This is a genomic window from Xanthomonas sp. A1809, assembly GCF_017746015.1.
Classification (GTDB): Bacteria; Pseudomonadota; Gammaproteobacteria; order Xanthomonadales; family Xanthomonadaceae; genus Xanthomonas; species Xanthomonas euvesicatoria.
On the sequence record NZ_JAGHWZ010000003.1, the window covers coordinates 309,859 to 335,973 of the forward strand.

Sequence of the window (26,115 nt, forward strand, 5' to 3'; positions counted from 1 at the left end):
CGCCGCATCGCAGGAGCGGCACGATGGAAATCTGGAACTGGGTAGAAAAACTGCAGGACGATCTGGGCGAAGCCGGGCAGCCGCAAAATGCGCAGTTGCTGACGCGGCTGACCGACCACATCTGCGATCTGCAGATCGACCGCGCCGAGGCCTTGTTGCCGGAGGCACGTGCGCTGGGCAAGACGCTGGCCAACCCGTGGCTGGAGGTGTTCGTCGGGCATTGGGAAATGCGCAACCGGGTCGGCAACCTGTGCGAAGGCGAGCGTGCGCTGGGCGATGCGGTGGCGCTGTTCGAGCGTGCGCATCGCGCCGACGCAGTGGAGTGCCCGCAATCGGTCTGCGTGACCCAGGACCTGGCCGCGTGTTATGCCAACATCGATGGCCCGGGTTGGGTGGAAGAACGTATCGAGGTATGCGACGAAACCCTGGGCCGCATCGACCCGAGCTGGTCGTGTTACCAGTGCCTGAGCTGCGAAAAAGCCGATGCATTGCTCGACGACGGGCGCGGTGACGCGGCGCTGCAGTACCTGGAGCAGCAGTCGCAGGCCATCCTGGACCATGGCGGCGAAATCTACGACGGCGTGCCGGACATGCGCATCTCGATCCTGCTTGCGCTTGGGCGTGCGCAGGAAGCGCTGGCGCTGGTGGAACAGCGCGAACGCGACGCCGCGCGCGAAGGTGCCGAGTGGGCCAATTGCAGCCAGCCGCGGCGCCTGCAGAAGGCACGCGCGTTGGCGCTGTTGCAGCGCGATGACGAAGCCATGGAAGCGCTGTTGCCATGGCGCGAGATTGCGCCGCGTTATCGCCTGCACTGGCTGCGTGCGGTGGCGGTGCTGGTGGCGCGCGCGCCCGAGCGCAATAGCTGGGACCTGGGCAGCCGCGTGCAGCAGATGCTCGACCATTACGCGCAGGTTGGCGCGCATCGCATCCTGATCGAAGCGGCCGAGCTTGCGATCGGGCTGGCGCTGCAACGCGGCGCGGTGTGGACCGCGCGCAGGCATCTGGCGCTTGCACGTGCGCATCTGCCCAAGTTGCGACAGGACCGTGGTGCCACGCTGGCGCTGGACGGTTGGGCTGCGCGCATCGCGGCCGTATCAGCGGGCGAGGAGTCACCGGTCGCTGCCGCGCAGTTGCTGGAATGGTTGAACGCGCAGGGCGATGATGTGGTGCGCAATCCCGAGCGCGAAGCGCAGTGGTTGCTGCAGGCCGTCGCTGACTGTCCGGACGATGCCGAGCTTGTCGACACCACTGCTTCTGCCTTGAGTGCCTGTGCGGCCGACGAGGAAGCGATCGCGTTGCTGTGGTCATTCGTGCAGCGGCATGCCGATCGCGAAACCAGCCCCACCTTCCGGCTGATGAATCTGTTGCTGGGCCGCGGCGATGAAGCCGGTGTGCGCCGGCTGGCACAGCTGTATCGCCCACAGGCGCCGGTGGCGGCATTGTGGTGCGAGGCGCAGCTGGCGCAGCGGCTGGGCGACTGGCCGGCGCTGGAGCAGGCCTGCACCGCACTGTTGGAGCTATCGCCCGGCTCGCACGGCGCACGCGGCTTGTTGGCGCGCATGTATCTCGATACCGGCCGGTTTGCCGAGGCCGCCGCGGTCTATCGGCAACTTACCGAGCTGCTGGAAGAGCCGCGTTCTGCGCATTGGGATCATATGACGGCGGCCAGTGCGGCGCAGGATTGGGACGCGGTGCGTGCCTCTGCGCAGGCCATTGGCATGGAGCTGAGCAGCACCAGCGGCGTAGTCGAAGAGACCTGGGGCTGGGTGATCATTCGTTGCATGGATGATGGCGAAGTGGCCGAGTACTACGCGCGCCGCACCGGCCCGGTCACTGCACGCATCGTCGAAAACGCGCCTGCGCATCGGCGCCAGCATGTCGGCGACTGGGTGGTGTTCGACGCGGAACTGTTGTATCCGCCGCCGGAAGACGAAGCCGAACGCGAGCGTTTCGTGCCGACCTACGCGCAGGTGCATGTGCTGCAACCGGGTGGCTATGCCAATAGCTGGCTGGTGGACGGCGTGCATCCTGGCGACGAGGTGATCGAGGCGATGCGTGCAGACCTGGAAATGCGCGGCTGGAAGATGTGGCTGCACAGTCGCGACGACTACCGCGTGGTCGACCCGGACCATCCGGACGCGTTCAACCCGGAGGATGCAACATCCGGACTGCCGGGCGTGTTGTTCACCGTGGCCCTTCCGGAAAACGTCGCCCCGCAGGAACTGCATCGCGTCCTGCGATGCACGACCTCGCGCTGGTCGCATCCGATGTGCTGGCTGCGGCTTGCCGAGGCCTGCGGCCAGGATCCGCAGCCGCATCTGGATGCGGTGGAGCGTTACGGACTATAGGGCGGCGATCGGCTTGATCCAACGGCGTTTGTCGCCGGGGTGGGTGGACATTGGCGATCGTGGCGTGCGTTCGGGCGCCACGCTGGATGCGCGGCGCTGCATCCGGCATCAAGAACACGCTCATTGCCCTTCCGCAACGCGGCGGCATTCACGCCGGCACACCCTCCCGCTTTGGACGTGCCGCCACACCGTCGGCAGGGCGATGACGCAAGTGCATGCCCTGCGTGCAGGCGCAGGGCGCAGCGCCACGCACTGCCGTTTCTGCGGCGTTTGGTCCTGTTTGGTCTCCAGTGTCCTGATGGAGCTCGCCATGGCAGTGGCAATGCCGATCGGAAGAGCATCGCCGCAGGCTCAAAACGCAGTGACGCGCCGTCGATCGGCCATCGCCAGGGCCCGGGGTGATGGCACGCCGACCGGTTGGCGTGTTGCCTTGCACGGGCGCTGGTGCAGTGCATGTCCGCAGGCGTGGACCGGCGCACGTTCGGCATGCGCGCGGCAATGTCACACTGCGCCCGTGGGCGGCTGACTGCTACAGGTTGGCTCGCTGGTTGGTCAATCTGAATTGCTTTATTCTGCTGCGCATCGGCGTGGGGGCGCCGCGTCGGTCAGGGCGCAGTCCAGCCCGCATGCCCAACCTCTTTTCTTTTGGTGGGTGATCTCATGGTGGCATTGCAGCAGCGCTCGATCGATGCGATTGGTGGCCAGGAACATGCGTTGCTGGCCGCATGGTTGGAGTCCAGCCTGGGCAACGATGCGCGTCTGTCGCGGCAGGAATTCGAAGCGCAGGCCGGCGAATTCCTGCGCTTGCTGGTGGCATCGTTGAAGCACGACGGTAGCAGCCTGGACAGTGCTGAATGGAGCGAGGTGCGTCGCTTCCTGGAACATCTCTCGCGCGACCGCGCCACGCGTGGTTTCGATTCGCAGGAAACCGCCAACTTCATCTTTTCGCTCAAGCGCGTGTTGTTTGCGCTGGTGCAGCGCGAATACGCCAGTACCCCGGAAGAATTGGGCCAGCAGTTGTGGGCGTTGTCGGAATTGCTCGACCGCCTGGGCTTGTACACCGTGAAGGTCTTCCAGAAGACCCGCGAAGACATCATCGTGCGTCAGCAGGAAGAGATGCTGGAGCTGTCCACCCCGGTGGTGAAGCTGTGGGACGGCGTGCTGGCGCTGCCGATGATCGGCACACTGGATTCGCAGCGCACCCAGGTGGTGATGGAGTCGCTGTTGCAACGCATTGTCGACACCGGCTCGGAAATCGCCATCATCGACATCACCGGCGTGCCCACCGTGGACACCCTGGTGGCACAGCATCTGCTCAAGACCGTGACCGCGATCCGGCTGATGGGGGCCGACGCCATCATCAGCGGCGTGCGCCCGCAGATTGCGCAAACCATCGTGCATCTGGGCCTGGACCTGCAGGGGATCGTGACCAAGGCCAACCTGGCCGATGCGTTGGCGCTGGCGCTCAAGCGCACCGGCGTGACCGTCAGCAAGGCAGACTGACATGGAACGTATTCCGATCCTGCGGATGGGCCATCTGTTGCTGGTCACCATCCAGGTGGACATGCACGACCAACTGGCGCTGCAACTGCAGGACGACCTGTCCGAGAAGATCAGCGCCACCTCTGCGCGTGGCGTGTTGATCGACATTTCCGCGCTGGATATCGTCGATTCGTTCATCGGGCGCATGATCAGCACCATTTCCGGGCTGGCGACGCTGATGGGCGCACAAACCGTGGTGGTGGGCATGCAGCCGGCGGTGGCGATCACCCTGGTGGAGTTGGGGCTGACCTTGCCGTCGGTGCGCACCGCGCTCGATGTCGAGCGCGGCATGCGCCTGCTGCAACAACCCGATGCGGCTCCATGACGGTCGGCTCGCAACCGGTGCGCACCGAGCAGGATGTGGTGCTGGCGCGGCAGACCGTGCGCAAGCTGGTGGTGCAATGCGGGCTGCGGTTGGTCGATCAAACCAAGCTGGTCACCGCGGCCAGCGAACTGGCGCGCAATACGGTGATCTACGGCGGTGGCGGCGACATGGACTGGGCACTGGTCGAAAGCGGCATCCGCAAGGGCGTGCAGCTGACGTTCCGCGACCAGGGCCCGGGCATTGCAGACCTGGAGCTTGCACTGACCGACGGCTGGACCTCTGGCAGTGGCCTGGGGTTGGGACTGTCCGGCAGCCGGCGGCTGGTGGACGATTTCGTGCTCGATAGCGCAGCCGGCAAGGGCACCCGCATCACCATCACCAAATGGAAGTAACCATGACCGGCGCGCTCACCCAGGTGATCCGCGTCGAAGAGGGCACCCAGGTCGGGCAGGTGCGCCGCGAAGCGGTGGCGCTTGCACAGGCCTGCGGTTTCGATGAAGACGGCTGTGGCCGCGTGGCCCTGGTGGCGACCGAGTTGTGCACCAACCTGCTCAACCATGCCGGTGGCGGGCAGATGCAGCTGTGCAGCGTCGCCGGCCGCGATGGTCTGGGCATCGAGTTGTGCACGCTCGATCAGGGGCGCGGATTCGTGCTGGCCGATTGTCTGCCGGACGGATATTCCACCGGCAGCACGCCTGGCAACGGCCTGGGCACGGTGCAGCGACATGCCGCGTTGCTGGACGCTTATTCCGATGCCCGGGGGGCCGTGGTCCTGGCGCGTGTGTACGCCGACGCCGACAGCATGCCCGACCTGCCCTACGGCGCGCTGCGTCTGCCGCTCCAGAACGAAACGGTCTGCGGCGATGGCTGGCATCTGGCGATCGATGCGCAAGGCGTGACCGTGAGCATGATCGACGGCCTTGGCCACGGAGCGGGCGCGGCCGATGCCGCCGATGCGGGGACGCGCGCTGCGGCAGCGGCCCGTGGCGAACCCGGCGAACGCATCGCGCGCCTGCATGCCGGCATGAGCGGCACGCGCGGCGGCGCGGCGGCGGTCATGCAGTTCGATCCCGGCAGCGGCCAGGTGCGCTTTGCCGGGGTGGGCAATATCGTCGCCTCGTTGTGCGATGGCGACGGCGTGCGCGGCATGCCCTCGCACCCGGGCATCGTCGGGGTGCAGTTCCGCAAGGCGCAACCGTTCGACTTTCCACGCGCCGCCGGCAAGTTACTGGTCATGCACAGCGACGGCCTGCAATCGCGCTGGACCCTGCGCGATCATCCGGGCCTGCTGTCGCGCCATCCACGCATCATTGCCGCAGTGCTGGCGCGCGATTACGCGCGCGGCCGCGACGATTGCTGCGTGTTCGTCATGCGCTTGGGAGCCATGCAATGAATTCAACCACCAAGATGCCGGCAGCCGAGGCGATGGCTGAACTGGAAAGCTTGCGCCAGCAGAACCAGGCCTTGCGCGAAGAACTGGAAGAAACCAACCAGGGCGTGCTGGCCTTGTATGCCGAGCTCGACCAACAGGCCGAACAGCTGCGCGAGGTGTCCGAACTCAAGAGCCGCTTTCTGTCGTACATGAGCCACGAGTTCCGCACCCCGCTAGGCTCGATCCTGAGCATCACCCGGCTGCTGGAGGATGGCATGGACGGGCCGCTCAATGCAGAGCAGCTCAAGCAGGTGCGCTTTGTCAGCGGTTCGGCGCGCGAGCTCACCGAGATGGTGGACGACCTGCTGGACCTGGCCAAGATCGAGGCCGGGCGCATCACCATCTCGCCGGGCTGGTTCGACCTGATGGACCTGTTCGCGGCGCTGCGGGGCATGTTCCGTCCGCTCACCGATGTGGGCACGACCACGCTGATCTTCGAGGATCCGCCGGTGCTGCCGCTGCTGTACTCCGACGACAAGAAGCTGGCGCAGATCCTGCGCAATTTCATTTCCAACGCGCTCAAGTTCACCCCGCAGGGGCAGGTGCGCGTGTTTGCGCAGCTGGAAGGCGACAGCCATGTACGCTTTGGCGTGCACGACACCGGCATCGGCATTCCGGCCGAGCTTCACGAGGCCTTGTTCGAAGATTTCGTACAGGTGGACTCGCCGCTGCAAAAACGCCTGACCGGCACCGGCCTGGGGTTGTCGATCTGCAAACGGTTCGCCGAATTGCTGGGCGGCCGGGTGGGGATCAACAGCGTGGTCGGGCAGGGTTCTGAATTTTACGTGGTGCTGCCGATGACACTGGCAGCGGAGGAAACGCGTGGGCAGTAAGCACCACATTCTGGTCGTCGACGACAACGCGGTGACGCGTTATTCGGTGCGGCGCGTGCTCGAACACCATCAGTTCGCGGTCGAAGAAGCCGGCACCGGGACCGAGGGTCTTGCCAAACTTTCCGCGCAGACGTTTTCTGCGGTGGTGCTGGACGTCAACCTGCCGGACATGAGCGGCTTCGATATCGTGCGGACGCTGCGTGCCGAGCCGCGCACCGCGTTGCTGCCGGTGGTGCATGTTTCGGCGGCCTCGATCGCCACCGGCGACATGATCACCGGGCTGGATGCCGGCGCCGACGCCTACCTGATCCATCCGGTCGACCCCAACGTGTTGCTGGCCACCTTGCGCACGCTGTTGCGCGCACGCCGCGCCGAGGAGGCGTTGCGGGTCAGCGAGGCGCGTTTCCGCGAAATCTTCGAACACATCAGCGCGCCGATTGCGGTGGTGGATGCCAACCTGCACATGCACGAGGCCAATGCCGCATTCCAACGCTTGATCGGCAGCGCCACACCCGGCGCTGCGATCCATGCCGCCGGGTTGGATCAGGCCGCCGCCGTGCACGCACTGACCACTGCGTTGGCGCAACGCGAGCGCTGGAGCGGCACCTTGTCGCTGCTGCGCGATGGCAAGCTCTGCGAAACCGAATGGCGCGTGTCGCCCTACCGCGAGCCGGATCTGGGGCTGTTGCTGGTGGAAGACGTGACCGAGCAGCGCCTGCGCGAGCGCGAGCAGCGCCAGGAACTGGATACCGCCACCAGCGAGCTCGCGCATCAGATCGCGCAGCGTCAGCACACCGAAATCCAGCTGCTGCAGGCGCAGAAGATGGAAGCGCTGGGCAAGCTCACCGGTGGCATCGCGCACGACTTCAACAACCTGCTGACCAGCATCATTTCCGGCTTGGACATGATCCAGCTCGCAGTGGAATCCAATCGCATCGAACGCGTGCCGCGCCTGGCCGAGATCGCTAACGGCTCGGCGCACCGCGCCGCCGCGCTGACCCAGCGCATGCTGGCGTTCGCACGCAAGCAATCGCTGGACGCGCAACCGTTCGACGTCAACACCCGTGTGCGTTCGCTGGAAGACATGCTGCAACGCTCGATCGGCGAAAACATCGCGCTGGAGCTGGATCTTGCGTCCACGCCGCTGGTGGCCATTGCCGATGCCAACCAGCTCGAAAACGTGGTGCTCAACCTGGTCATCAATGCGCGCGATGCCTTGAAAGGGCAGGGCACCATCCGCATCCAGAGCGCGGCCTACACCGCGCACAACGATCCGGAACTGGACGACGGCGACTATGTCGCGGTGAAGGTGATCGACAACGGGAGCGGGATCGAGCCGGCCATTCTCGACCAGGTGTTCGAGCCGTTTTTCACCACCAAACCCATCGGCGAAGGCACCGGTCTCGGCCTGTCGATGACCTACGGGTTCGCACGTCAATCCGGCGGTACCGCACGCATCACCAGCGATGTGGGTCGTGGCACCACGGTGGCGCTCCTGCTGCCGCGCGGGCTCTCGGCCAACGAAATGCTGCCGGCACCGGCGCCCAGCGCGCCGCGCACGCGCAACGAGCGCATCCTGCTGGTGGACGACACCGACGTGGTGCGCATGATGGTGAGCGAAGTGCTCAGCGATGCCGGCTACCAGGTCATCGAAGCCGAGGATGCCAACGGCGCGCTGGAACACTTGCGCACCGAGGCGCACATCGATCTGGTGGTCTCCGATGTCGGCCTGCCCGGCATGAACGGGCGCGACATGGCCGATGTGGCGCGCACGCTACGCCCGGGTCTGCCGATCCTGTTCATTACCGGCTATGCCGAAAACGCGGCCACGCGGCAAGAATTTCTGGCAGAGGGCATGGCCTTGCTGCCCAAGCCTTTCAGCCTCAACGATCTGCTCAACACGGTGGTGCAGATGCTCGACAGCAGCGTCCTGGCGCGGGCGTAGGGCGTTAAGCGGCTCCAAACACGCATGCGTCGCTGCGGGGCGGGCGCGGCCTGCGCATGCAGCGGGCGTGCAGCCACGTTCCTGCACTTGGCTTAGCGCGCATACGCGTACGGCCCGAATGTGGCGCCAAGAAAACCGCCGGCCGACTCGGTACTGAGCACACTTGCATCGCCTTGTTCGAGCAGCGTCTGCCACTGCCCCTGGCCGACGGCGTAATCCACGCGCACGCGTGCGGCATCCAGCGCAAAGCGCAGTTTCACCGGTTGCGTGGCATCGGGCAGTGGCGCGCGTGCCAGTTCGGTGCCGGTGCCGGGCTGTTGCGCTCCGGCGCGGCAATACAGCACCACCGCAGCGCCGCTGTCCTCGCGCACCAGCATTGCTGCCAGGAAGTTGCTCTCCTTGGCCACGATCGCCAGACCGGCCTGTTCGCCTGGTGCCAGCGCACTGCCATCCACGCTGGCGACCAAGGTGGCGTGATGATGCTGCAGGCGATGACCCAGATAGGCCGGCTGACCACGGCCGATATCGCCCAGCGCAATGTTTGCCGGCGTCACGCGCAAGCCTTGTGCGCCGGGCTGATACCACGGCCTGATGGGTGGGTGGATGGTCATCCATTGCATCGGCACGCGCGCATCCCCGAAGCGCTCGCTCCACTGCATTGGCCCGGTGGTCGGCAGGGGCTGCGTGCCCGCCGGCAAGGGTGGGCGCGCTGCCACGACAGGGACCGCGGCGCCGTGCGGCAGCACCACCGGCCAGCCATCGCGCCATTGCACCGGCAACAGGAAGGTTTCCCGGCCCAGGTTGTAGTGATTGCCGCGGTAAGGGCGCGTTGCGAGAAACACCGCCCACCATGTGCCGTCCTTGAGTTCGACGAACTGTGCATGCCCGGCCGAGGTGATCGGCGCATTGCGCAATGGGTCCAGGTCGCGTTGGGTGAGTACCGGATTGCCGCTCCAGGTTTCGTATGGCCCGGTGATCTGGCGGCTGCGGTAGATCATCTGCGCATGCTGCTCGCCGGTGCCACCTTCGGCCGCGGTGAGGTAGTAGTGGCCATCGCGGCGGAACAGGTGCGGGCCTTCGATGTGTTCGGGATTGGTGGCCGGCTTGAAGCCCGAATCCACGATCACCTGACGGGTGCCGACCAACTTCATGCTGGCCAGATCCAGCCGCTGCAGCCAGATGGCGCGGTGCCCGTCGTAGCGCAGCTTGCCGGCCGGCACGTCGTTGTTGACCAGCCAGGCACTGCCATCGTCATCGAAAAACAGCGAGGGGTCGATGCCCTTGGCGTCCAGCCAGATCGGATCCGACCACGGCCCGGCCGGATCGGTGGCGGTGATCAGGAAATTGCCGCCATCGCAGTAGAAACAGGTGTTGGCGATATAGAAAGTGCCAGCGTGGTAGCTGATGCTGGCGGCAAACAGGCCGCGGGTCAGTTCGTCGTTGCCGTAGTTGATCTGGGTTGGACGGTCGATCGCGTTGCCGATCTGGTTCCAATGCACCAGGTCGCTGCTCTTGAAGACCGGCAGGCCGGGGAAATAGCCGAAACTGGAATTCACCAGATAAAAATCGTCGCCGACGCGCACCGCCGATGGGTCCGGATGAAAACCGGCCACGACCGGGTTGCGGTACTGCGCGGCGGTTGGCGCGGGGCCGCCGTCGTCGCCCTGGTAATCGATCTGCGTGATCAACGCGGTGCCGGCATGCGCCAGCTGACAGCTCAATGCGGCCAGCAGGCCGGCCACCCATGCGAGTCGTTTCAAGAGATCCCCTCGTGCCATGCCCTGGCGCAACGCCAGTACGACACCAGCATGACAGCACGCAGGGCGGCGTGGCATGACGTTTTGCGATGCCAACGCTGCATGGTGGCATGCCTCCACGCGCGTGGCGGGGTGTGTGGAACGGGCGCTGCCACTTCGCTGCAACATTGCTGACATATCGTGCGCGCGGCGCCAAGCGGCGCCGCCAACCGGCGTGCCATGCCAAACGGCTTCGACGCTGTGTCATCACCTCGCATCACTACCTAGGATCAACCCGCATGTCGTTGTACTCGCCTGTCTTTCCGTCGCCGGTGTCCGCTATTGCACAGGTCGCTGCGCGCCGCCGCACCGCCTTGCAGCGCACGCCGCTGGCACGTGCCTGCGCCGGCCTGTTGCTAGCCTCGCTGGCGGCAACCGCGTCTGCGCAGCAAGCGCCGGCGACCCAGGGCGAAGCCAGCCCGACCGCGCTGGACACGGTCACCGTCACCGCCGAGCACCGCGAGCAGAACCTGCAGGACGTGCCGGTCTCGGTCGGCGTGGTGCAGGGCGCAGCGATGCGCGACTACACCGCCGGTGGCGATGACACGCTGCTGGCGCTGTCCGGCCGCGTGCCGGGCTTCTATGCCGAAACCACCACCGGGCGCATCTTCCCGCGCTTCTATATCCGTGGCCTGGGCAATATCGATTTCTACCTGGGTGCCTCGCAGCCGGTCTCCATCATCCAGGACGATGTGGTGCTGGAGCATGTCGTGCTCAAATCCAATCCGGTCTATGACGTGGACCAGGTCGAAGTGCTGCGCGGTCCGCAAGGCACGCTGTTCGGCCGCAACACCACCGCCGGCATCGTCAAGTTCGACACCGTCAAGCCCAGCGACACCTACACCGGTCGCGTCAACGCCAGCTACGGCAGCTACAACACCATCTCGCTGGATGGCGGCTTCGGTGGCCCCATCAACGACGTGCTGTCGTTCCGCGTGTCCGCGTTGTACCAGCACCGCGACGATTGGGTGGACAACACCTTTGCCGGCAGCAGCGCCGATGGCACGCGCACCCCACGCAAGGACGCGATGGGCGGTTACAACGACCGCAATGCGCGCCTGCAGGTCTTGCTCAAGCCCAACGATGCGTTTTCGCTGCTGGGCTCGGTGCACACGCGCGATTACGACGGCACTTCCACCTTGTTCCTGCGCAACGCGATCACGCGTGGCAGCGACAAGGTGGACGTGCCGCGCGACCGTGTGGCCTATGATGAGGGGCACGACAACCCGCAGGCGTATCAAACCGATGGCGGCTCGCTCAAGGCGATTTACGACTTCGGTGGCGTGTCGCTGACCTCCATCACCGCCTACGAAACCACTTCCGGCTACAGCCGTGGCGACACCGATGGCGGTGCTGCCGCCAATTACCCGGTCAATGGCGTGCCGAACGGCTTTGGCCAGTCGATGGGACAGATCCGCGACCTGGACCAGTACACGCAGGAATTGCGCCTGGCCAGCGAAGGCGACGAGGCCCTGCAGTGGCAGGTGGGCGCGTTCTATTTCGACGGCCGCGACACCACCGATTTCTATCAGCGTGCCTATTTCCTGCAGACCGCCGCGCGCAACCCGAATAACTGGGTGCGCCTGCGCAATACCAATACCTCGTGGGCCGGCTTCGGGCAGATCAGCTACAAGGCGACCGACGCGCTGACGCTCACCGCCGGCATCCGCCAGACCAAGGACACCAAGGAAACCCGTCTGCTCAAGACCGCCGATACCGCAGCCGGTGTGGTGACCTACCGCGGTCGGCGCGATGTGCGCATGTCCGACACCCAGCCCAGCTGGGATCTGAGCGCGATGTATGAGATCGACCCCCAGCTGAGCGTGTATGCGCGCGTGGCGCGCGGTTTCCGTGGCCCCACCATCCAGGGCCGCAGCGCGGTGTTCAATTCGGACTTCACTACCGCCGATTCGGAAACCATCCTGTCGTGGGAAGCCGGCATCAAGAGCAGCCTGTTCGAGAACCGTCTGCGCCTGAATGTCAGCGGCTTCACCTACACGGTCGACGATATCCAGCTCAACGGCAACGACTCGGACGGCAATGGCGTGCTGTTCAATGCCGACAAGGCCAAGGCCTACGGCATGGAAGCGGACCTGGACTGGCGCCCGATCTCCAACCTGTCGATCACCGCCGGCCTGAGCCTGTTGCACAGCGAAATCCACGATAAGCGCGTGTTTGCGCAGGCCTGCGCGCTCAATGGCGTGGTGGTGTGCACCGTCAACGACCCGACCATCCGCGTAGGTGCCAACACCTTCGCCCAGATCGACGGCAACCCGCTGCCCAACGCGCCCAAGTACAACCTCAACCTGGCCGCGCGCTACGACATCCCGGTGGGCAACGACGGCGCGTTCTTCGTGTCCACCGACTGGAACAAGCAGGGCCAGACCAGCTTCGTGCTGTACGACTCCACCGAGTTCCGTTCCGACGGCAATTTCGAAGGTGGCCTCAAGCTGGGTTACACCGGTGGCTACGGTGCCTGGGAAGTGGCAGCGTTCGCGCGCAACATCACCAACGAAAAGAACCTCAAGGGTGTGATCGAAAACTACATGGCCGCGGTCTACAACGAGCCGCGTGTCGTTGGGGTGTCGGTCAATGTCAACTGGCAGTAACCGGTTGATCGCCTGGTTGATCGGCTGATGCAGTCACTGCGGCAACTGCGCCGCAGTGATGTTTCCTGCAGGTGGATGGGCCAACTGCGTGTATGCGCAGCTGGCCGTCGTGTCGTTTCACCGCTTGCTCAGGACAGAGCGCACCCAGTTGACGATTTGCGCGCTGCTCACTGCGCCGGAATGACGGCCTAGTTCCTGCCCACCCTGGATGACCAGCAAGGTGGGAATGCTGCGGATGCCAAAGCGCGTGCCCAGCGCCGGATGCAGGTCGGTATCCACCTTGGCCAGGCGCACCTGCGGTTCCAATGCTGCAGCGGCTGCGGCAAATTGCGGCGCCATGCTCAGGCATGGCCCGCACCAAGGTGCCCAGAAATCCACCACCAGCGGCAGTGCACTGCGCACCGCATGCTTGTCGAAATCTGCAGCCGACAAAGCCACCGGCGTCCCCAGGAACAGCGGCTGATGGCAGCTGCCGCAGTTGGGCGCATCGCGCAGGCGCGTGGGCGCAATACGGTTCATCGCAGCGCAACTCGGGCAGGCGATCAGTAGTGGTGCATCGGTCATGTGGGTCTCCAGTCGGCGGCGCTGCCTGCGCTGTCTTCGGCCATCGCTGGCGGCGCATGCTGCATGCGGCCAGTGTAGCGATCACCACCAGCGATTCCGTGCCCAATGCCAGCGGCGGCACCAGCCTGCGCATGCCTGGCCAAGCTCCTGCGGGCCGCCACGCGCCACACCGCTCACGCCGATTGGCCCAGCGCCACGATCGGCACGAAGCCACCGTAGACCATGCGCTTGCCATCGAATGGCATCGGATTGACTGACGGGTCCATGCGTGGGTCTTCCATCATCTTGCGCATGCCCTCATCGCGGGTGGCCTTGTCCGGCCATTCGATCCAGGAAAACACCACGGTCTCTTCGGCGGTGGCATCCACGGCGCGATAGAAATCGGTCCATTGCCCCGGTTGGACATCGTCGCCCCAACACTCCACTACACGCAGCGCACCGTATTCCATGATGACCGCATCGCCCATGCGGGCATGCGCGATGAATGCTTCTTTGTTGGCCGTGGGGACGGCAAGCACAAAACCATCGATATACGACATAACCACCTCCGCAGACGGGGTGCACGGTGTGCACCCGAGGATGACCAAGGGATGTTGGTACGACCAAGAACTGGAGAGCAGTGGGGCAGGAGCGTGCGTCCAGCGCGCTGGCCGCACGAGCATACGGCGCATGGGGTGCAACGGCACTGCTTGAGTTGGCTGTCACCTGGGCCGCCTGGCGCACTGCCAAGACCCTGGCTGTCGGGCTCGCTGACACGGCGGCAGCGGATCTGTTGTGCGTCGATCGACGGCAGCGCGCTGTTGGCCCCTCTTGCTGGAGGCCGTGGCAATGCATCGGCCAAGATGCGCTGGTCGTACTACACCCGCGTGCGCACCGGCACTGCAGTTGCCGGGAACGTGCGGCGGTCAGGCTGCCAGGTTGTGGCGGCGCAGTCGTGCTTCGAAGACCACATCGCCGTCCTCGTTGCGCGCCTGCAGCGTGCCGCCGTGTGCCTTGACGAACTGGTCGGCGATGAACAGGCCCAGTCCCAGTCCTTGGCTGGCATGGAAGCTGGCCTTGAACGGTTCGAACAGGCGCGGCATCAGGCTGTCGGGGATGCTGCCGGCGTTGCGCACCGACAGGCGCAGGGTGTCGTGTTCGCGTCCATCCAGATGCACCTGCACCGGATGGCGTCCGCCATGCAGGACGGCGTTGCCGACCAGATTGGACACGACCTGCGCCAACCGGTCGCCATCCCCATCGCCATCCAGGTCGCCCTCGGTGCGCAGGTCGATCGTAGTGTGCGGATTGGCCTGCGCCACTTCGCCCACCACGCTGTGCACCACCTCGCCCAGGTTGCATGGGCCGAACTGCATCGGCAAACCATCGGTGCGCAGGCGCGAAAAATCCAGCAATTGCTCGACCATGCGCGACATGCGGTGCGCGCTATTTTCCAGGTGTTCCAGCGTGCGCGCCGCCGAACTGTCGGCATCAACATCCAGGCCGAGTTTGTCGGCGCACAGCAGGATCACCGACAGCGGCGTGCGCAGGTCGTGGGTGAGCACGGCCATCATGGTTTCGTTGAGCGTGAGCGCGCGTTCGAGCGAGGCATTTCTCGCCTTGAGCAGCCGCCGCTGCTGGTACAACTCGATGAACACGTTGACCTTGCTCAGGATGACGTGCGGCTCGATCGGCTTGTGCAGAAAATCCACGGCGCCGGTTTCATAACCCTGGAAAGCGCGCATCGGATCGTTTGGCGAGGCGGTCAGGAAAATGATCGGCACATGCCGGGTGCGCTGCGAACCGCGCATCAATTCCGCCAGCGAAAAGCCGTCCATTTCCGGCATGTGCACGTCCAGCAGCGCCAATGCCACGTCGTGTTCGAGCAGCAGTTCCAGCGCCTGCGCACCGGAAGCCGCGCATAGCACGCGGATGCCGTCGCGTTGCAGCAGCGCTTCCATGGCCACCAGGTTCTGCGGCACATCGTCCACGATCAGGATCTTGGTCGATTCGGTGTCGTCGCTGCTTGCAGCCAGGCCGGTCGCGGTGAGGTTCATGCGTGAAAAGCTTCCAGTCGGGTGCAGATGGCTTGCAAGGTCAGCACCGCATCGGCGCCGGCGTGGGCGAGAGCGGAGGCGGGCATCAACGAGGCGGCAGCGTCATCGGGGCGCTGGATCCAGGCGGTACCGCCCACCGCACGCACCGCGGCCACCCCGGCGCTGCCGTCGCTGCTGGCACCGGTGAGCAGGATCGCCAGCAGGCGTTCGCCGAAGACATCGGCAGCCGATTCGAACAGCAGGTCGATCGCCGGGCGCGAAAACAACACCGGCGCATCCATCGACAACGCCAGGCTGTGGCGGGTTTCCACCAGCAGGTGGTAGTCGGGCGGGGCGATGGTGACGGTGCCGGGTAGCAGCGGTTGCTTGTCGTCGGCCTCGCGCACCGGCAACGCGCAGCGCGCATCCAGCAGCTCGGCGATGTGGCTGGGGCGGTCGCGCGGCAGATGCAGCACGACCAACACCGGCATCGGCAAATCTGCCGGCAGCCCGGACAACAACGCCTGCAGGGCCATCACGCCACCGGCGGAGGCACCGATCACGATCGCATCGAAACACTGGGCTGCAGACGCGCGGCTCATGCGGCCTTCCGATACAGCCGCTGCTCACGCGCGCAGGCTTCAAAGGCCTGCGCGTGCGCGCCGAACTGCAGCGACTCCTTGCTGCCCAATCCGAGAAATCCGCGATGCACCAATGCGTCGTAGAACAGCCCCACCGCGCGATCCTGCAAGCTGCGGTTGAAATAGATCAGCACGTTGCGGCACGACACCAAGTGGACTTCGGAAAACACCGTGTCGGTGGCCAGGCTGTGATCGGCGAACACGATATTGCGTTTCAGGCGCCGGTCGAACACCGCACCGTCGTAAGCGGTGGTGTAGTAGTCCGACAGCGAGGTGCGGCCACCGGCGTCCAGATAATTGCGGCTGAACTGCGCGATACGATCGATGCCATAGGCGCCGGCTTCGGCCATGCCCAGCGCTTCGGGGTTGATGTCGGTGGCGTAGATCACCGCCTTTTCCAACAGGCCTTCTTCGTGCAGCAGGATGGCCAGGGACCAGACTTCTTCACCGGTACTGCAGCCTGCCACCCAAAGCTTGATCGAGGGATAGGTACGCAAGACCGGCACCGCATGCTCGCGCAGGACGCGGAAATATGCCGGGTCGCGGAACATCTCCGAGACCTGCACGGTGAAGAACTGCATCGCCTGCGCGAAGGTGTCCGGCTCGTGCAGCAGACGGTGCTGCAGATCGGCCACGCGCGCGCAGTCGAAACGCGCCATCGCGTGGCGCATGCGCCGTCGCAACGACGACACTGCATAGTCGCGGAAGTCGTAGTGATAGCGCTGGAAGACCGCTTCCAGCAGCACGCGCAGTTCCAGGTCGAACAGCTCTACCGCGTTCATTGCCGCGAGCACCACACGCGGCACAGCGAGACCAGCTTGTCCACGTCGATGGGCTTGGCGATGTAGTCGTTGGCGCCGGCTTCCAGGCAGCGTTCGCGGTCGTCGGCCATGGCCTTGGCGGTCAGCGCGATGATGGGCAGATCCTGCCATTGACGGTTCGCACGGATCTGCCGCATCGCGGTGATGCCATCCATCTCCGGCATCATGATGTCCATCAGGACCAGGTCCACCTCGTGCTTGGCCAGGTGCTCCAGCGCCTCGCGGCCATTGCGTGCGATCTGCAGCGTGACGCCCAGCGGTTCGAGCACGCTGGAGAGCGCAAAGATGTTGCGCACATCGTCTTCGGCCAGCAACACGGTGGCGCCGTCCAGCACCGCGTCGCGGCGGCGTGCTTCGCGCAGCAGGCGCTGCTGATCGCTGGGCAATGAGGCTTCCACGCTGTGCAGGAACAGCGTCACCTCGTCGAGCAGGCGTTCCGGCGAGCGCACGCCCTTGATGATGATGCTCTTGGAATACCGGCGCAGGCCTTGTTCTTCGTCGCGGGTCAGGGCGCGCCCGGTGTAGACGATCACGGGAGGGAAGGCGACCGCATCGTTGCCGGCCATGCGTTCGAGCAGGTCGTAGCCGCTGCCGTCGGGCAGGGCCAGATCGGTGACCATGCAATCGAAGGTGGAGCCTGCCAGCTGATCCATCGCCTCGGCAATGCTGCCGACCGCGACGATGTCCAGCTGGTCGCGCGCCAGCAGCAATTGCAGGTTCGCGCGCAATGCGCTGTCGTCCTCGACGATCAACAAACGACGCACTGCGCGTGCATTGGTTTCTTCCAGCTGGCGGATCGCACCGGCCAGCAGTTCGCGCGTGGCCGGCTTGATCAGGTAGCCAACCGCACCAAGCTCCAGCGCAATCTGGCTGCGTTCCAGCGCGGACACCACGTGGACAGGCACATGGCGAGTGGCCGGATCGCGCTTGAGGCGTTCGAGCACGCTCAGACCGGACGCATCCGGCAGGCCGATGTCCAGCAGGATGCCGCTCGGGCGCATCTCGGCGGCCAGGCGCAGGGCCTCTTCTGCGTTGGGGGCCACCACGCAATCGAAATCCAGTTCGTGGGCCAGTTCCACCAGTGCTTGCGCAAAGCGGGTGTCGTCTTCCACCGCCAGGATCAGCCGGCCGGGGCGGCTGCGTTGGTCGCGATCGTCGTCGGCCCGTTGGATCGGTGCAGCGTTGGGCGATGCGATCGGCACCGGCACCGGCACCGTGTGGGCCACCGCACGACCAGTCGCGCCGGATTGCGCACCCATCGCGCTGCCGTTGCGTTGTTGCACATGGGCAGCAGACGCCGGGCCTGCGACCGCGGCGGCGTTCGCAGCTGCATCGGCAGGGCCGGTCACCTCCGCAGGTGCGCCATCGGTCGGCAATTCCAGCGTAAAGCAGCTGCCGCGCCCGGGCTCGCTGTCCACACTGATGCTGCCGCCCATGCGTTGGGCCAGGTCGCGCGAAATCGACAGACCCAACCCGGTACCGCCATAACGGCGGCGCGTGCTGCCGTCGGCCTGACGGAACGCTTCGAAGATCACCTCGCTCTGTTCGCGCGCGATGCCGATGCCGGTATCGGTCACCGCAAAGTGCACACGGCCGGGCGCATGCGCCTGGACCGTCAAGCTGACCTTGCCGTGTTCGGTGAACTTGATGGCGTTGGCCAACAGGTTCTTCAGGATCTGCTGCAGGCGCTGGTTGTCGACGACCAACTGTGCCGGCGCGCCGGCAGCTGCCGCGATCTCCAATGCCAGACCCTTCTGTCGCGCCAGCGGTTCGAAGGTTTCGCGCAGGCGTTGCAGCACCGAATCGGTGACGACCGTTTCGTCGGCCAGCTCCACGTGCCCGGCTTCGATCTTGGACAGGTCCAGGATGTCGTTGATAAGCGCCAGCAGGTCGTTGTTGGACGACAGGATCGCCTGCGCATATTTCACCTGCTCGGCGCTGAGCGTGCCGTCCTTGTTGTCGGCCAGCAACTTGGCCAGGATCAAGGCGCTGTTGAGCGGCGTGCGCAACTCGTGCGACATGTTGGCCAGGAATTCCGACTTGTAGCGCGATGCAGTGGACAACTCGTTGCTATTGCGCACCAGCTGATTCTGCGCGATCAACAAGGCCTGCTTTTGCGCCTCAAGCGCCTGCGTGCGCTCTTCCAGCTGCACGTTGGTCTGTTCCAGTTCTGCCTGCTGCATTTCCAGGTCGCTTTGCGATTGCTGCAGGCTACGGCTCTGTTCTTCGAGTTCCTCGTTGGCCACGCGCAGTTCTTCCTGCTGGGTCTGCAGTTCCTCGCTCTGTCGCTGGGTTTCTTCCAGCAACGCCACCAGCTGCGCGCGCAGCAATGCGGTGCGCAGTGCCAGGCCGATGTTCTCGCCGCAGCGTGCCAGCAGTTCTTCTTCGCGCGAGCCGGCGGTGCGTGGGTCGGTCACGCGCCCGAGCTCGATGACGCCGATCACCCGGTCGTCGGCGGTGATCGGCGCCAGCAGCAGCTCCTGGCAGCTGCTCTGGCCCAGCCCGGAGGCGATCTGCAGATGCCCGGCGTCCATGCCACGGATGCGACGCACCGTGCCACGTTGCAGCACTTCGCCGAGCTGGCCGGCTGCGGTGGGCAGCGTCTGCGGCAGATCCGGCGGCAACGCGGCACCACCGGTGAGTCGCAGACGGTCGCCCTCGATGCGATACAGCGCGCCGACCTGCGCATCCAGTGTCTGGCACAGTGCGCGCACCGCGGCATCGGCCAGCTCCTGCGGTGCCTGATCGCCGCGCAAACTGGCTTCGACCGTGTTTTCTGCCTGCTGCAGCCACAGTGCGAATTCGGCCTGGCGGCGTGCGCGGATCGCCTGCATCACCACCAACGCCATTGCCAGGAACGACACGCCGCCAATGCTGCGATTGACCGAGGAAAAGCTCGAATTCGTGCTTGGTGGCGCGAGCTGAAAACCGATCGCCAGCAAGACACACGACAGCACGCCGACGATGAGTGGCACCTGCGGGCGGTTCTGAAACACCGTCACGCCCACTGCCACGAAGTAGGTCAGCCACACTGCATAACCGAGCGGGGTTACCAGTTCCATGCCCAGCGTTCCAGCCATCAAGGCCCCCGCGATGACCCACACCCAGCGGTCGCGTGTGGTCGAGATGGTGTGCATAAGGTGCGTGGACCGAACTGGAAGGGCGGTCATGGTAGCCGATAACTTTCACGCACAAATCGCCGGGAAATTGACGCTTTTTGCTGCCGGGTTGGCTTGCACGCAGCCTTCACGTCGCTATCAATATGGTCCCGCGCTTTTCCGGAGAATCATCGCGCGATGGATGCGGAAACGGCCGTCGACAGCGCAGGGCCGCTTTCTTACGACAGCCGGCAGTGTCAGCTGTTGGTACAGAGCGTGTCCGATTACGCGATCTATATGCTCGATATTGGTGGGCATATTCGCAGCTGGAACCCCGGCGGCGAGCGCATCAAGGGCTACAGCGCAAGCGAGGTCCTGGGCACGCATTTCTCGCGGTTCTACCTGCCCGAGGATGCGCAACGCGACGAACCCAGCCGCAATCTGGAAATTGCCAAGCAAGAAGGGCGCTTCGCTGCCGAAGGTTGGCGCCTGCGCAAGGACGGCAGCCGGTTCTGGGCCAGCGTGGTGATCGAACCGGTGCTGGAATTCGGCGTGCTGGTCGGGTTTGCAAAAGTCACCCGCGATCTGACCGAGCGCCATGAAGCGCAGCAGTTGCTGCAACAGGCGCAGCAGGCGTTGCTGCAATCGCAGAAGGTCGAAGCCTTGGGCCGGTTGACGCTGGGCATGGCCCACGATTTCAACAACCTGCTCACGGTGATGGTGACCAGCCTGGACCTGATAGCGCTGAGCGCTGGTGAAGATGCGCGCACCCGCATGTTGATCGAAGTGGCGCAAACTGCGGTGGATCGCGGCACCTTGTTGACGCGGCAACTGCTCGCTTTCGCGCGCGGGCAACAGCTGAACCCCGAGCGCCACCCCGTCAACGACATCGTGACCCGTTCGCTGGAACTGTTACGGCGTGCCTGCCCGCCGGGTGTGAGCTTGGCGTTGCAGTTCGCCGACGCACTGCCGCATGTGCGCGTCGACCCTGGACAGCTGGAGGCGGCGCTGCTCAACCTGGTCTTCAATAGTTGCGATGCGATGCCCGCTGGCGGCAGCATCGTGTTGCTTGCTTCTGCTGCGCAACGACCCGAACCCTCAGGCCACCAAGGCGTCCTTCGCCCGTACGTCGCCCTTGCGGTACGCGACGATGGTCCGGGGATGTCCGCCCACGTTGCACAGCGCGCCAGCGAACCTTTTTTCACCACCAAAGATGTCGGCAAGGGCTCCGGCCTGGGCTTGAGCCAGGTCTATGGCTTCGCATCCCAGTCCGGTGGCTTCGTCGAGCTTGAGACCGCACCTGGACGCGGCACCACCGTCACCGTGTTTCTCCCGGCCGTCGAGGAGGCCGAGCATGACTGAATCCCTTCGCCTGCTGATGGTGGAAGACCAAGAAGAACTGCGCGAACTGATCGGCGAAGCGCTGCGCGATGCCGGCATCAGCGTCGACACCGCCGATGATGGTCACAGCGCGTTGCGCATGGTGCGCGACAGCGGCCCGTACGATGTGGTGTTCAGTGATATCCGCATGCCCAACGGCATGTCGGGCATTGAACTGAGCGAGCAGGTGGCGCAACTGCTGCCGCAGGCACGCGTGATTCTGGCCTCGGGATTTGCCAAGGCGCAGTTGCCGCCGTTGCCGGCTCAGGTCGATTTCCTGCCCAAACCCTACCGCCTGCGCCAGCTCATCGACATGCTCAAGAGTACCGCCGCCAACGCGTAAACGTTGGCTGGGCGTGCGGCATCGACGGCGCTGCTAGTGCGCCTTGTTGATGGCGCCTTCAACCCGGAGTGTCACGCCGGCACGGCGACGTGACCACAGGCACATCAGATGCAACGATCGCCCGGTTCGAAGGCGCGCCCGCACGCGGCAACGCGGCGCCACACGGCTGGCTGTGCCCGACACGTCATGCGCCTGGGCAGGCCCTGTGCATTGCATCCGATCGCTCATCGCAACTTGAGCATCACGATCGAATGCGCCGGCAGCGCCACGTTCACTGCCTTGCCTTGGACACGTGCGCCTTTGAATGCCGCCGGCGCAACGGCCTGTGGCTGCGCATAGGTGTTGTACGTGGTGATCGCCGGTGCGGTCAGGATCTGTCCCTCCACCGCACGCAGCGGCAGCCCTTCCACCTGCACGCTCACAGCCGCCGCCGCAGTCGCGTCCAGGTTGGTCAGCGCGAGATACACATGGCCGTCCTTCGCCTTGACCGCCGAGCCGTGCACGGCCGGCACCTGCGTGTCGCCATGACGATACGCAGGTGTCTGCAATTGCAGCGGCAGGTGTGTGGCGTCCTGGTAGGGCTTGTAAAGCGCAAACACGTGATAGGTCGGCGTCAGCACCATCTTCTCGCCATCGGTGAGGATCATCGCCTGCAGCACATTGACCATCTGCGCGATGTTGGCCATGCGCACACGCTCGGCATGCTGGCTGAAGATGTCGAAGTTGAGCGACGCCACCAGCGCGTCACGCAGGCTGTTTTGCTGCTGCAGGAAGCCGGGATTGGTGCCTGGCAATGGCGCATACCAGGTGCCCCATTCGTCCACGACCAGGGACACTTTCCTTGCCGGGTCGTACTTGTCCATGATCGCGCTGTGCTTGGTGATCAGCTCGTCCATCACCAGCGTGCGTGACAACGTCTGGATCCACGCGGTTTCGTCGAACGTGGTCGAAGACGCGCGCGGCGGCCAGCCACCGGGAATGGTGTAGTAGTGCATGCTCAGCCCATCCATGAACTTGGTGGCCTCGCGCATCATCACCTCGGTCCAGTGATAGTCGTCGTCGCTTGGGCCGGGCGCGATCTTGAAAATCTTCTGGTTGGCCGGCGACTTGACGAAGGTCTGGTAGCGGCGAAACACATCGGCTGCGTACTCCACGCGCATATTGCCGCCGCAGCCCCACAGCTCGTTGCCCACACCGAAGTAGGGAACCTGCCAGGGCGCATCGCGGCCATTGGCGCGGCGCTCGTTGGCCAGGCTCGAGCGTGTCGGCGCGGTCATGTATTCGGTCCACTGCGCAATCTCCTCCGGCGCAGCATCGCCCACATTCCCGGCGACATAGGCCTGGGTGCCGAGCAATTCGGTGAAGTCCATGAACTCGTGCGTGCCGAAACGGTTGGACTCTTCCACACCGCCCCAGTGCGTGTTGACCCGGATCGGGCGCTTGCCCGGCGTGCCGACGCCATCGCGCCAGTGGTATTCGTCGGCGAAGCAACCTCCAGGCCAGCGGATGTTGGGCACGGCAATGGCTTTCAGCGCGGCGACCACGTCGTTGCGATAGCCGCGCGTATTGGGGATCGACGATTCCTCGCCCACCCACACGCCACCATAGATGCCGGTGCCCAGATGCTCGGCGAATTGGCCGAACAGTTGCCGTGACACCTGCGCGCCGGGCTGGTCCACGCGCAAGGTGCCGCTGACCTTGACCTCGGCAGCGAAGCTGGCCGGCACGCTGGCAAGCGCGGCGGCGACGAAAACGGCGTTCAACAGCTGCCTGCGCGATGCCTGCAACGCGGGGGAAATCCACTGCATCGGGTCGGTGCTCCTGTGCTGGTCGATGGTCGGGTGGGTGCTGCTGCGATGGGAAGTGCGCGGCTAGCGTAGTGCCGGTGGCCGCCCTTTGTATTGCTGCAGCGCGGCCGCTGCAGGCGAGCGCGGCAGTCGCTTCGCCACTGCAATCGCCTCGCCGGCCAGGATGTGCGCGGCGGCATGGTCGGCAGCCATCGCATGCGGCTATGCTCGCGGGCTACCTCATCGGCAGGACGATCCATGCAGCGAGTGTTCGGGCAGTTGCCAGACGGTGTCGAAATCCATGCGCTCACGCTACGCAGCCAGGCTGGTCTGCAGGCGGAGGTGCTCACCTACGGCGGCATCCTGCATACGCTGCAGTTGACCACCGCACAGGGTGTCGTGCCGCTAGTGCTGAACCTGCCGGATCTAGCCGCCTATGCTGCCGATGGCGACAGCCTCAACATTCTGGTGGGCCGCTTCGGCAACCGCATCGCCGGTGCGCGTTACACCCTGGAGGGCGTCACCCACGTGCTGGCCGCCAATGAGGGGCGTAACCAGTTGCACGGCGGGCTGCGCGGTTTCGGGCGACGGGTGTGGAGCGTGCTGGAGCAGGCGCCGGACCAGGTGCTGCTGGGCTACGACTCACCCGATGGCGAAGAGGGCTACCCCGGCAATCTGCATGTGCGCGCGCACCTACAGCTTCACGGGCTGAGCCTGCAGCTGAACTTCCAAGCGCACTGCGATGCCGCGACTGCGTTGAACCTTACCCACCACCCGTATTTCAATCTGTCCGGCGACCCGCAGCTGCGGGCCGCAGCGCAGGTGCTGCGCGTGCCGGCCGATCGCTACCTGCCGGTGGATGCCGAGTCGATCCCCACGGGCGAGATCGCATCGGTGACCGGTACGCCATTCGATTTCCGCCAGCCTGCTGCGCTGGCCGACAACATTCAGCCGGCGCATCCCCAGATCATCCTCGGCAAGGGCTACGACCAGTGTCTGGTGCTGGCCGCCGACGCGGACTGCGTTGCCGAGCTGTACTCCCCGCACAGTGGCGTGGCGCTGCGCATCAGCAGCGATGCCCCGGCGGTGCAGGTGTACGAAGGCCAGCATCTGGACGCCCACCATCCCGGACTGGGCCGTGGCGTATGCCTGGAGCCGCAGGACTATCCGGACGCTCCCAACCACCCCAACTTCCCTTCGACCATCCTGCGGCCGGGTCAGACCTACCGCCGCAGTATCAGCTATCGCTTTGCCAAGGCGGGGCCGGACCAGCCCTGGGACGCCGTGCGCGCCGCGCTGGATGCGTGAGAGATTTCAGCGCTTGGGGGTTGGCTGAGCTGCGTCGTGCGGGCGCGACCCGGCACCGCTGATCGCAGTGCCCACTCTGAAGTTGCAAGACCTTCAGTTGCCGCAAGCCTGGGTTGCCAATGCTCTGGTGTGCCTGCCCGTAGCAGGCCGCAGAAGTTCGATCCGTGCGCGCGGCCAGCGCACCGGCCAGGATGTGCAATCCAGGCGATCGCACTTCGCCGTGTTCGATTTCACATCAGAGACGCTGGGCTAGGCCAACCGCGCTCAACGCGGCCCCAGCACCAGCTCGATGACGAACTTGCTGCCGAAGAACGACAGCACCAGCAGCGCCATCGCGGTCAGCGTCCAGTGCACCGCCTTGGTGCCGCGCCAGCCATTGCGCCAGCGGCCGATCAGCAGCGCACCGAACACGATCCACGACAGGATGCTCAGCACGGTCTTTTGCAACAGCCGCTGCGCCAGGAAGTCCTGCACGAACAACAGGCCGGTCAGCAGGGTCAGGCTCAACAGCACAAAGCCCACCGTGATCGTGCGGAACAGCAGCGTTTCCAGCTCGGTCAGCGGTGGCAGTGCGCGCAGCCAGCTATGGAAATCGCGCCGCCGCAACGCGCGTTCCTGCAGCCACAGCATGATTGCCAGCAGCGCAGCGATGCCCAGCGTGGCGTAGGCCAGCAAGGCCAGCCACGCGTGCAATTCGAGTCGCCAGCCCAGATCCGAACTGGGCTCATGGCCGTAGGCGTGGTAGCTGGCCAGCAGGATCGCCGACAGCGGGAACACCACCACACCCACCGCCGCCATCCGCCCGCGGCCGCCGAACACCGCCGTCAGCGCAGCCATACCCAGCCCGCACAACGACAAGGCCGCGAAGAAGTGCATGTCCGGCCCGCCGGCGGTGCGCACGGCCACCAGCACGTGGTAACCGGCGTGCAAGGCCACTGCAGCCAATGCGGGCGCCAGCCAGTGCGCAGGCGATTGGTTGCCATCGCGCAACACCGCCCGGGTGAGCAGTGCCGTGGCAAGCAGATACAGGGCGAACGCGATGAGAACGATTGTCATCGTGGAAGTTTCGCATGGTGGGGCCGGGATTGGGGATTGGGGAATCGGGAATCGGGGAATCGGGGAAGCCTGGCAATGGGTCGCTTGGGTTTTGCTGGCCGGCAAGGGGGGCGGTACCTCGCATGAAGCGGGGGTGCGCCGGGTATGCAGTAGAGCGTCTATTACCGGCCTTGCTGCCGTTCTGCTCGTCGCAGTCCCGGTCCCGGCGGATTGCCCGCCGCGCGGTGCGGTCGAAGAGTTCCTTAAAAGGTCACGTTTCCGGGGCTGGGGCC

General features: G+C 65.2%; 20 protein-coding genes. 11 read left to right on the plus strand and 9 right to left on the minus strand.

The annotated features are described in order from the left end of the window. Positions 1 to 23 precede the first annotated feature (23 nt). From J7396_RS02455 to J7396_RS02485, 7 genes are all read left to right on the plus strand, one after another. The gene (locus tag J7396_RS02455) at positions 24 to 2,348 is read left to right on the plus strand and encodes a tetratricopeptide repeat protein (protein ID WP_209260903.1); all 2,325 of its coding nucleotides are present in this window, start codon (positions 24 to 26) and stop codon (positions 2,346 to 2,348) included. A 660-nt stretch (positions 2,349 to 3,008) separates the two neighbouring features. After that, complete coding sequence (locus tag J7396_RS02460; protein WP_011346773.1) at positions 3,009 to 3,851, plus strand: STAS domain-containing protein; 843 nt, start codon at positions 3,009 to 3,011, stop codon at positions 3,849 to 3,851. A gap of 1 nt (position 3,852) precedes the next feature. Then, complete coding sequence (locus J7396_RS02465) at positions 3,853 to 4,215, plus strand: STAS domain-containing protein (RefSeq protein ID WP_003484273.1); 363 nt, start codon at positions 3,853 to 3,855, stop codon at positions 4,213 to 4,215. Further along, positions 4,212 to 4,607 carry an ATP-binding protein gene (locus tag J7396_RS02470; RefSeq protein ID WP_008571097.1) on the plus strand — a complete coding sequence of 132 codons (396 nt, stop codon included), beginning with the start codon at positions 4,212 to 4,214 and terminating at the stop codon, positions 4,605 to 4,607. Before J7396_RS02465 ends, J7396_RS02470 begins: the two co-directional genes overlap by 4 nt. Positions 4,608 to 4,609: 2 nt before the next feature. Next, positions 4,610 to 5,608, plus strand: coding sequence for an ATP-binding protein (locus J7396_RS02475; protein ID WP_209260904.1), 999 nt, complete (start codon positions 4,610 to 4,612; stop codon positions 5,606 to 5,608). After that, the gene (locus J7396_RS02480) at positions 5,605 to 6,480 is read left to right on the plus strand and encodes an ATP-binding protein (RefSeq protein ID WP_209260905.1); all 876 of its coding nucleotides are present in this window, start codon (positions 5,605 to 5,607) and stop codon (positions 6,478 to 6,480) included. Before J7396_RS02475 ends, J7396_RS02480 begins: the two co-directional genes overlap by 4 nt. Then, complete coding sequence (locus tag J7396_RS02485) at positions 6,470 to 8,425, plus strand: response regulator (protein WP_014089647.1); 1,956 nt, start codon at positions 6,470 to 6,472, stop codon at positions 8,423 to 8,425. Before J7396_RS02480 ends, J7396_RS02485 begins: the two co-directional genes overlap by 11 nt. Before the next feature lie 92 nt (positions 8,426 to 8,517). Here J7396_RS02485 and J7396_RS02490 read toward each other — a convergent pair whose 3' ends face one another. After that, positions 8,518 to 10,203, minus strand: a complete 1,686-nt coding sequence (locus J7396_RS02490; protein WP_209260906.1) for a glycoside hydrolase family 43 protein — start codon at positions 10,201 to 10,203, stop codon at positions 8,518 to 8,520. A gap of 257 nt (positions 10,204 to 10,460) precedes the next feature. Between J7396_RS02490 and J7396_RS02495 the strand changes: the two genes are divergently transcribed. After that, on the plus strand, positions 10,461 to 12,830 hold the full coding sequence (locus tag J7396_RS02495; protein ID WP_008571103.1) for a TonB-dependent receptor: 2,370 nt from the start codon (positions 10,461 to 10,463) through the stop codon (positions 12,828 to 12,830). Positions 12,831 to 12,947: 117 nt separating this feature from the next. On the opposite strand, the gene trxC is transcribed toward J7396_RS02495, so the two are convergent. From trxC to J7396_RS02525, 6 genes are all read right to left on the minus strand, one after another. Further along, positions 12,948 to 13,394 carry a thioredoxin TrxC gene (trxC, locus tag J7396_RS02500; RefSeq protein WP_029818931.1) on the minus strand — a complete coding sequence of 149 codons (447 nt, stop codon included), beginning with the start codon at positions 13,392 to 13,394 and terminating at the stop codon, positions 12,948 to 12,950. Positions 13,395 to 13,567: 173 nt separating this feature from the next. Continuing rightward, a complete protein-coding gene (locus J7396_RS02505; RefSeq protein WP_008571105.1) occupies positions 13,568 to 13,933 on the minus strand; it encodes a DUF1428 domain-containing protein in 366 nt (121 codons plus the stop codon). 366 nt (positions 13,934 to 14,299) lie between these two features. Continuing rightward, positions 14,300 to 15,430 carry a hybrid sensor histidine kinase/response regulator gene (locus tag J7396_RS02510; RefSeq protein WP_008571106.1) on the minus strand — a complete coding sequence of 377 codons (1,131 nt, stop codon included), beginning with the start codon at positions 15,428 to 15,430 and terminating at the stop codon, positions 14,300 to 14,302. Continuing rightward, positions 15,427 to 16,011 (minus strand): chemotaxis protein CheB, encoded by a 585-nt coding sequence (locus tag J7396_RS02515; protein WP_011346781.1) that lies wholly within the window; start codon positions 16,009 to 16,011, stop codon positions 15,427 to 15,429. Before J7396_RS02515 ends, J7396_RS02510 begins: the two co-directional genes overlap by 4 nt. After that, positions 16,008 to 16,856 carry a CheR family methyltransferase gene (locus J7396_RS02520; protein ID WP_008571108.1) on the minus strand — a complete coding sequence of 283 codons (849 nt, stop codon included), beginning with the start codon at positions 16,854 to 16,856 and terminating at the stop codon, positions 16,008 to 16,010. The genes J7396_RS02515 and J7396_RS02520 overlap by 4 nt, the downstream gene beginning before the upstream one ends. Next, complete coding sequence (locus J7396_RS02525) at positions 16,829 to 20,008, minus strand: response regulator (RefSeq protein WP_209260907.1); 3,180 nt, start codon at positions 20,006 to 20,008, stop codon at positions 16,829 to 16,831. Before J7396_RS02525 ends, J7396_RS02520 begins: the two co-directional genes overlap by 28 nt. A 159-nt stretch (positions 20,009 to 20,167) precedes the next feature. On the opposite strand from J7396_RS02525, the gene J7396_RS02530 reads away from it, so the two are divergent. Both J7396_RS02530 and J7396_RS02535 read left to right on the plus strand, forming a co-directional pair. Continuing rightward, complete coding sequence (locus J7396_RS02530) at positions 20,168 to 21,331, plus strand: PAS domain-containing sensor histidine kinase (protein WP_046937560.1); 1,164 nt, start codon at positions 20,168 to 20,170, stop codon at positions 21,329 to 21,331. After that, entirely contained in the window at positions 21,324 to 21,692 is a 369-nt protein-coding gene (locus J7396_RS02535; RefSeq protein ID WP_014089653.1) for a response regulator, read from the plus strand. The genes J7396_RS02530 and J7396_RS02535 overlap by 8 nt, the downstream gene beginning before the upstream one ends. Before the next feature lie 224 nt (positions 21,693 to 21,916). On the opposite strand, the gene J7396_RS02540 is transcribed toward J7396_RS02535, so the two are convergent. Further along, a complete protein-coding gene (locus J7396_RS02540) occupies positions 21,917 to 23,500 on the minus strand; it encodes an alpha-L-arabinofuranosidase C-terminal domain-containing protein (RefSeq protein WP_122272229.1) in 1,584 nt (527 codons plus the stop codon). Positions 23,501 to 23,737: 237 nt separating this feature from the next. Between J7396_RS02540 and J7396_RS02545 the strand changes: the two genes are divergently transcribed. After that, positions 23,738 to 24,787, plus strand: coding sequence for an aldose epimerase family protein (locus J7396_RS02545; protein WP_011346786.1), 1,050 nt, complete (start codon positions 23,738 to 23,740; stop codon positions 24,785 to 24,787). Positions 24,788 to 25,051: 264 nt separating this feature from the next. Here the strand turns inward: J7396_RS02545 and ccsA are convergent, their stop codons facing one another. Further along, the gene (gene ccsA, locus J7396_RS02550) at positions 25,052 to 25,843 is read right to left on the minus strand and encodes a cytochrome c biogenesis protein CcsA (RefSeq protein ID WP_008571117.1); all 792 of its coding nucleotides are present in this window, start codon (positions 25,841 to 25,843) and stop codon (positions 25,052 to 25,054) included. Positions 25,844 to 26,115: the final 272 nt, after the last annotated feature.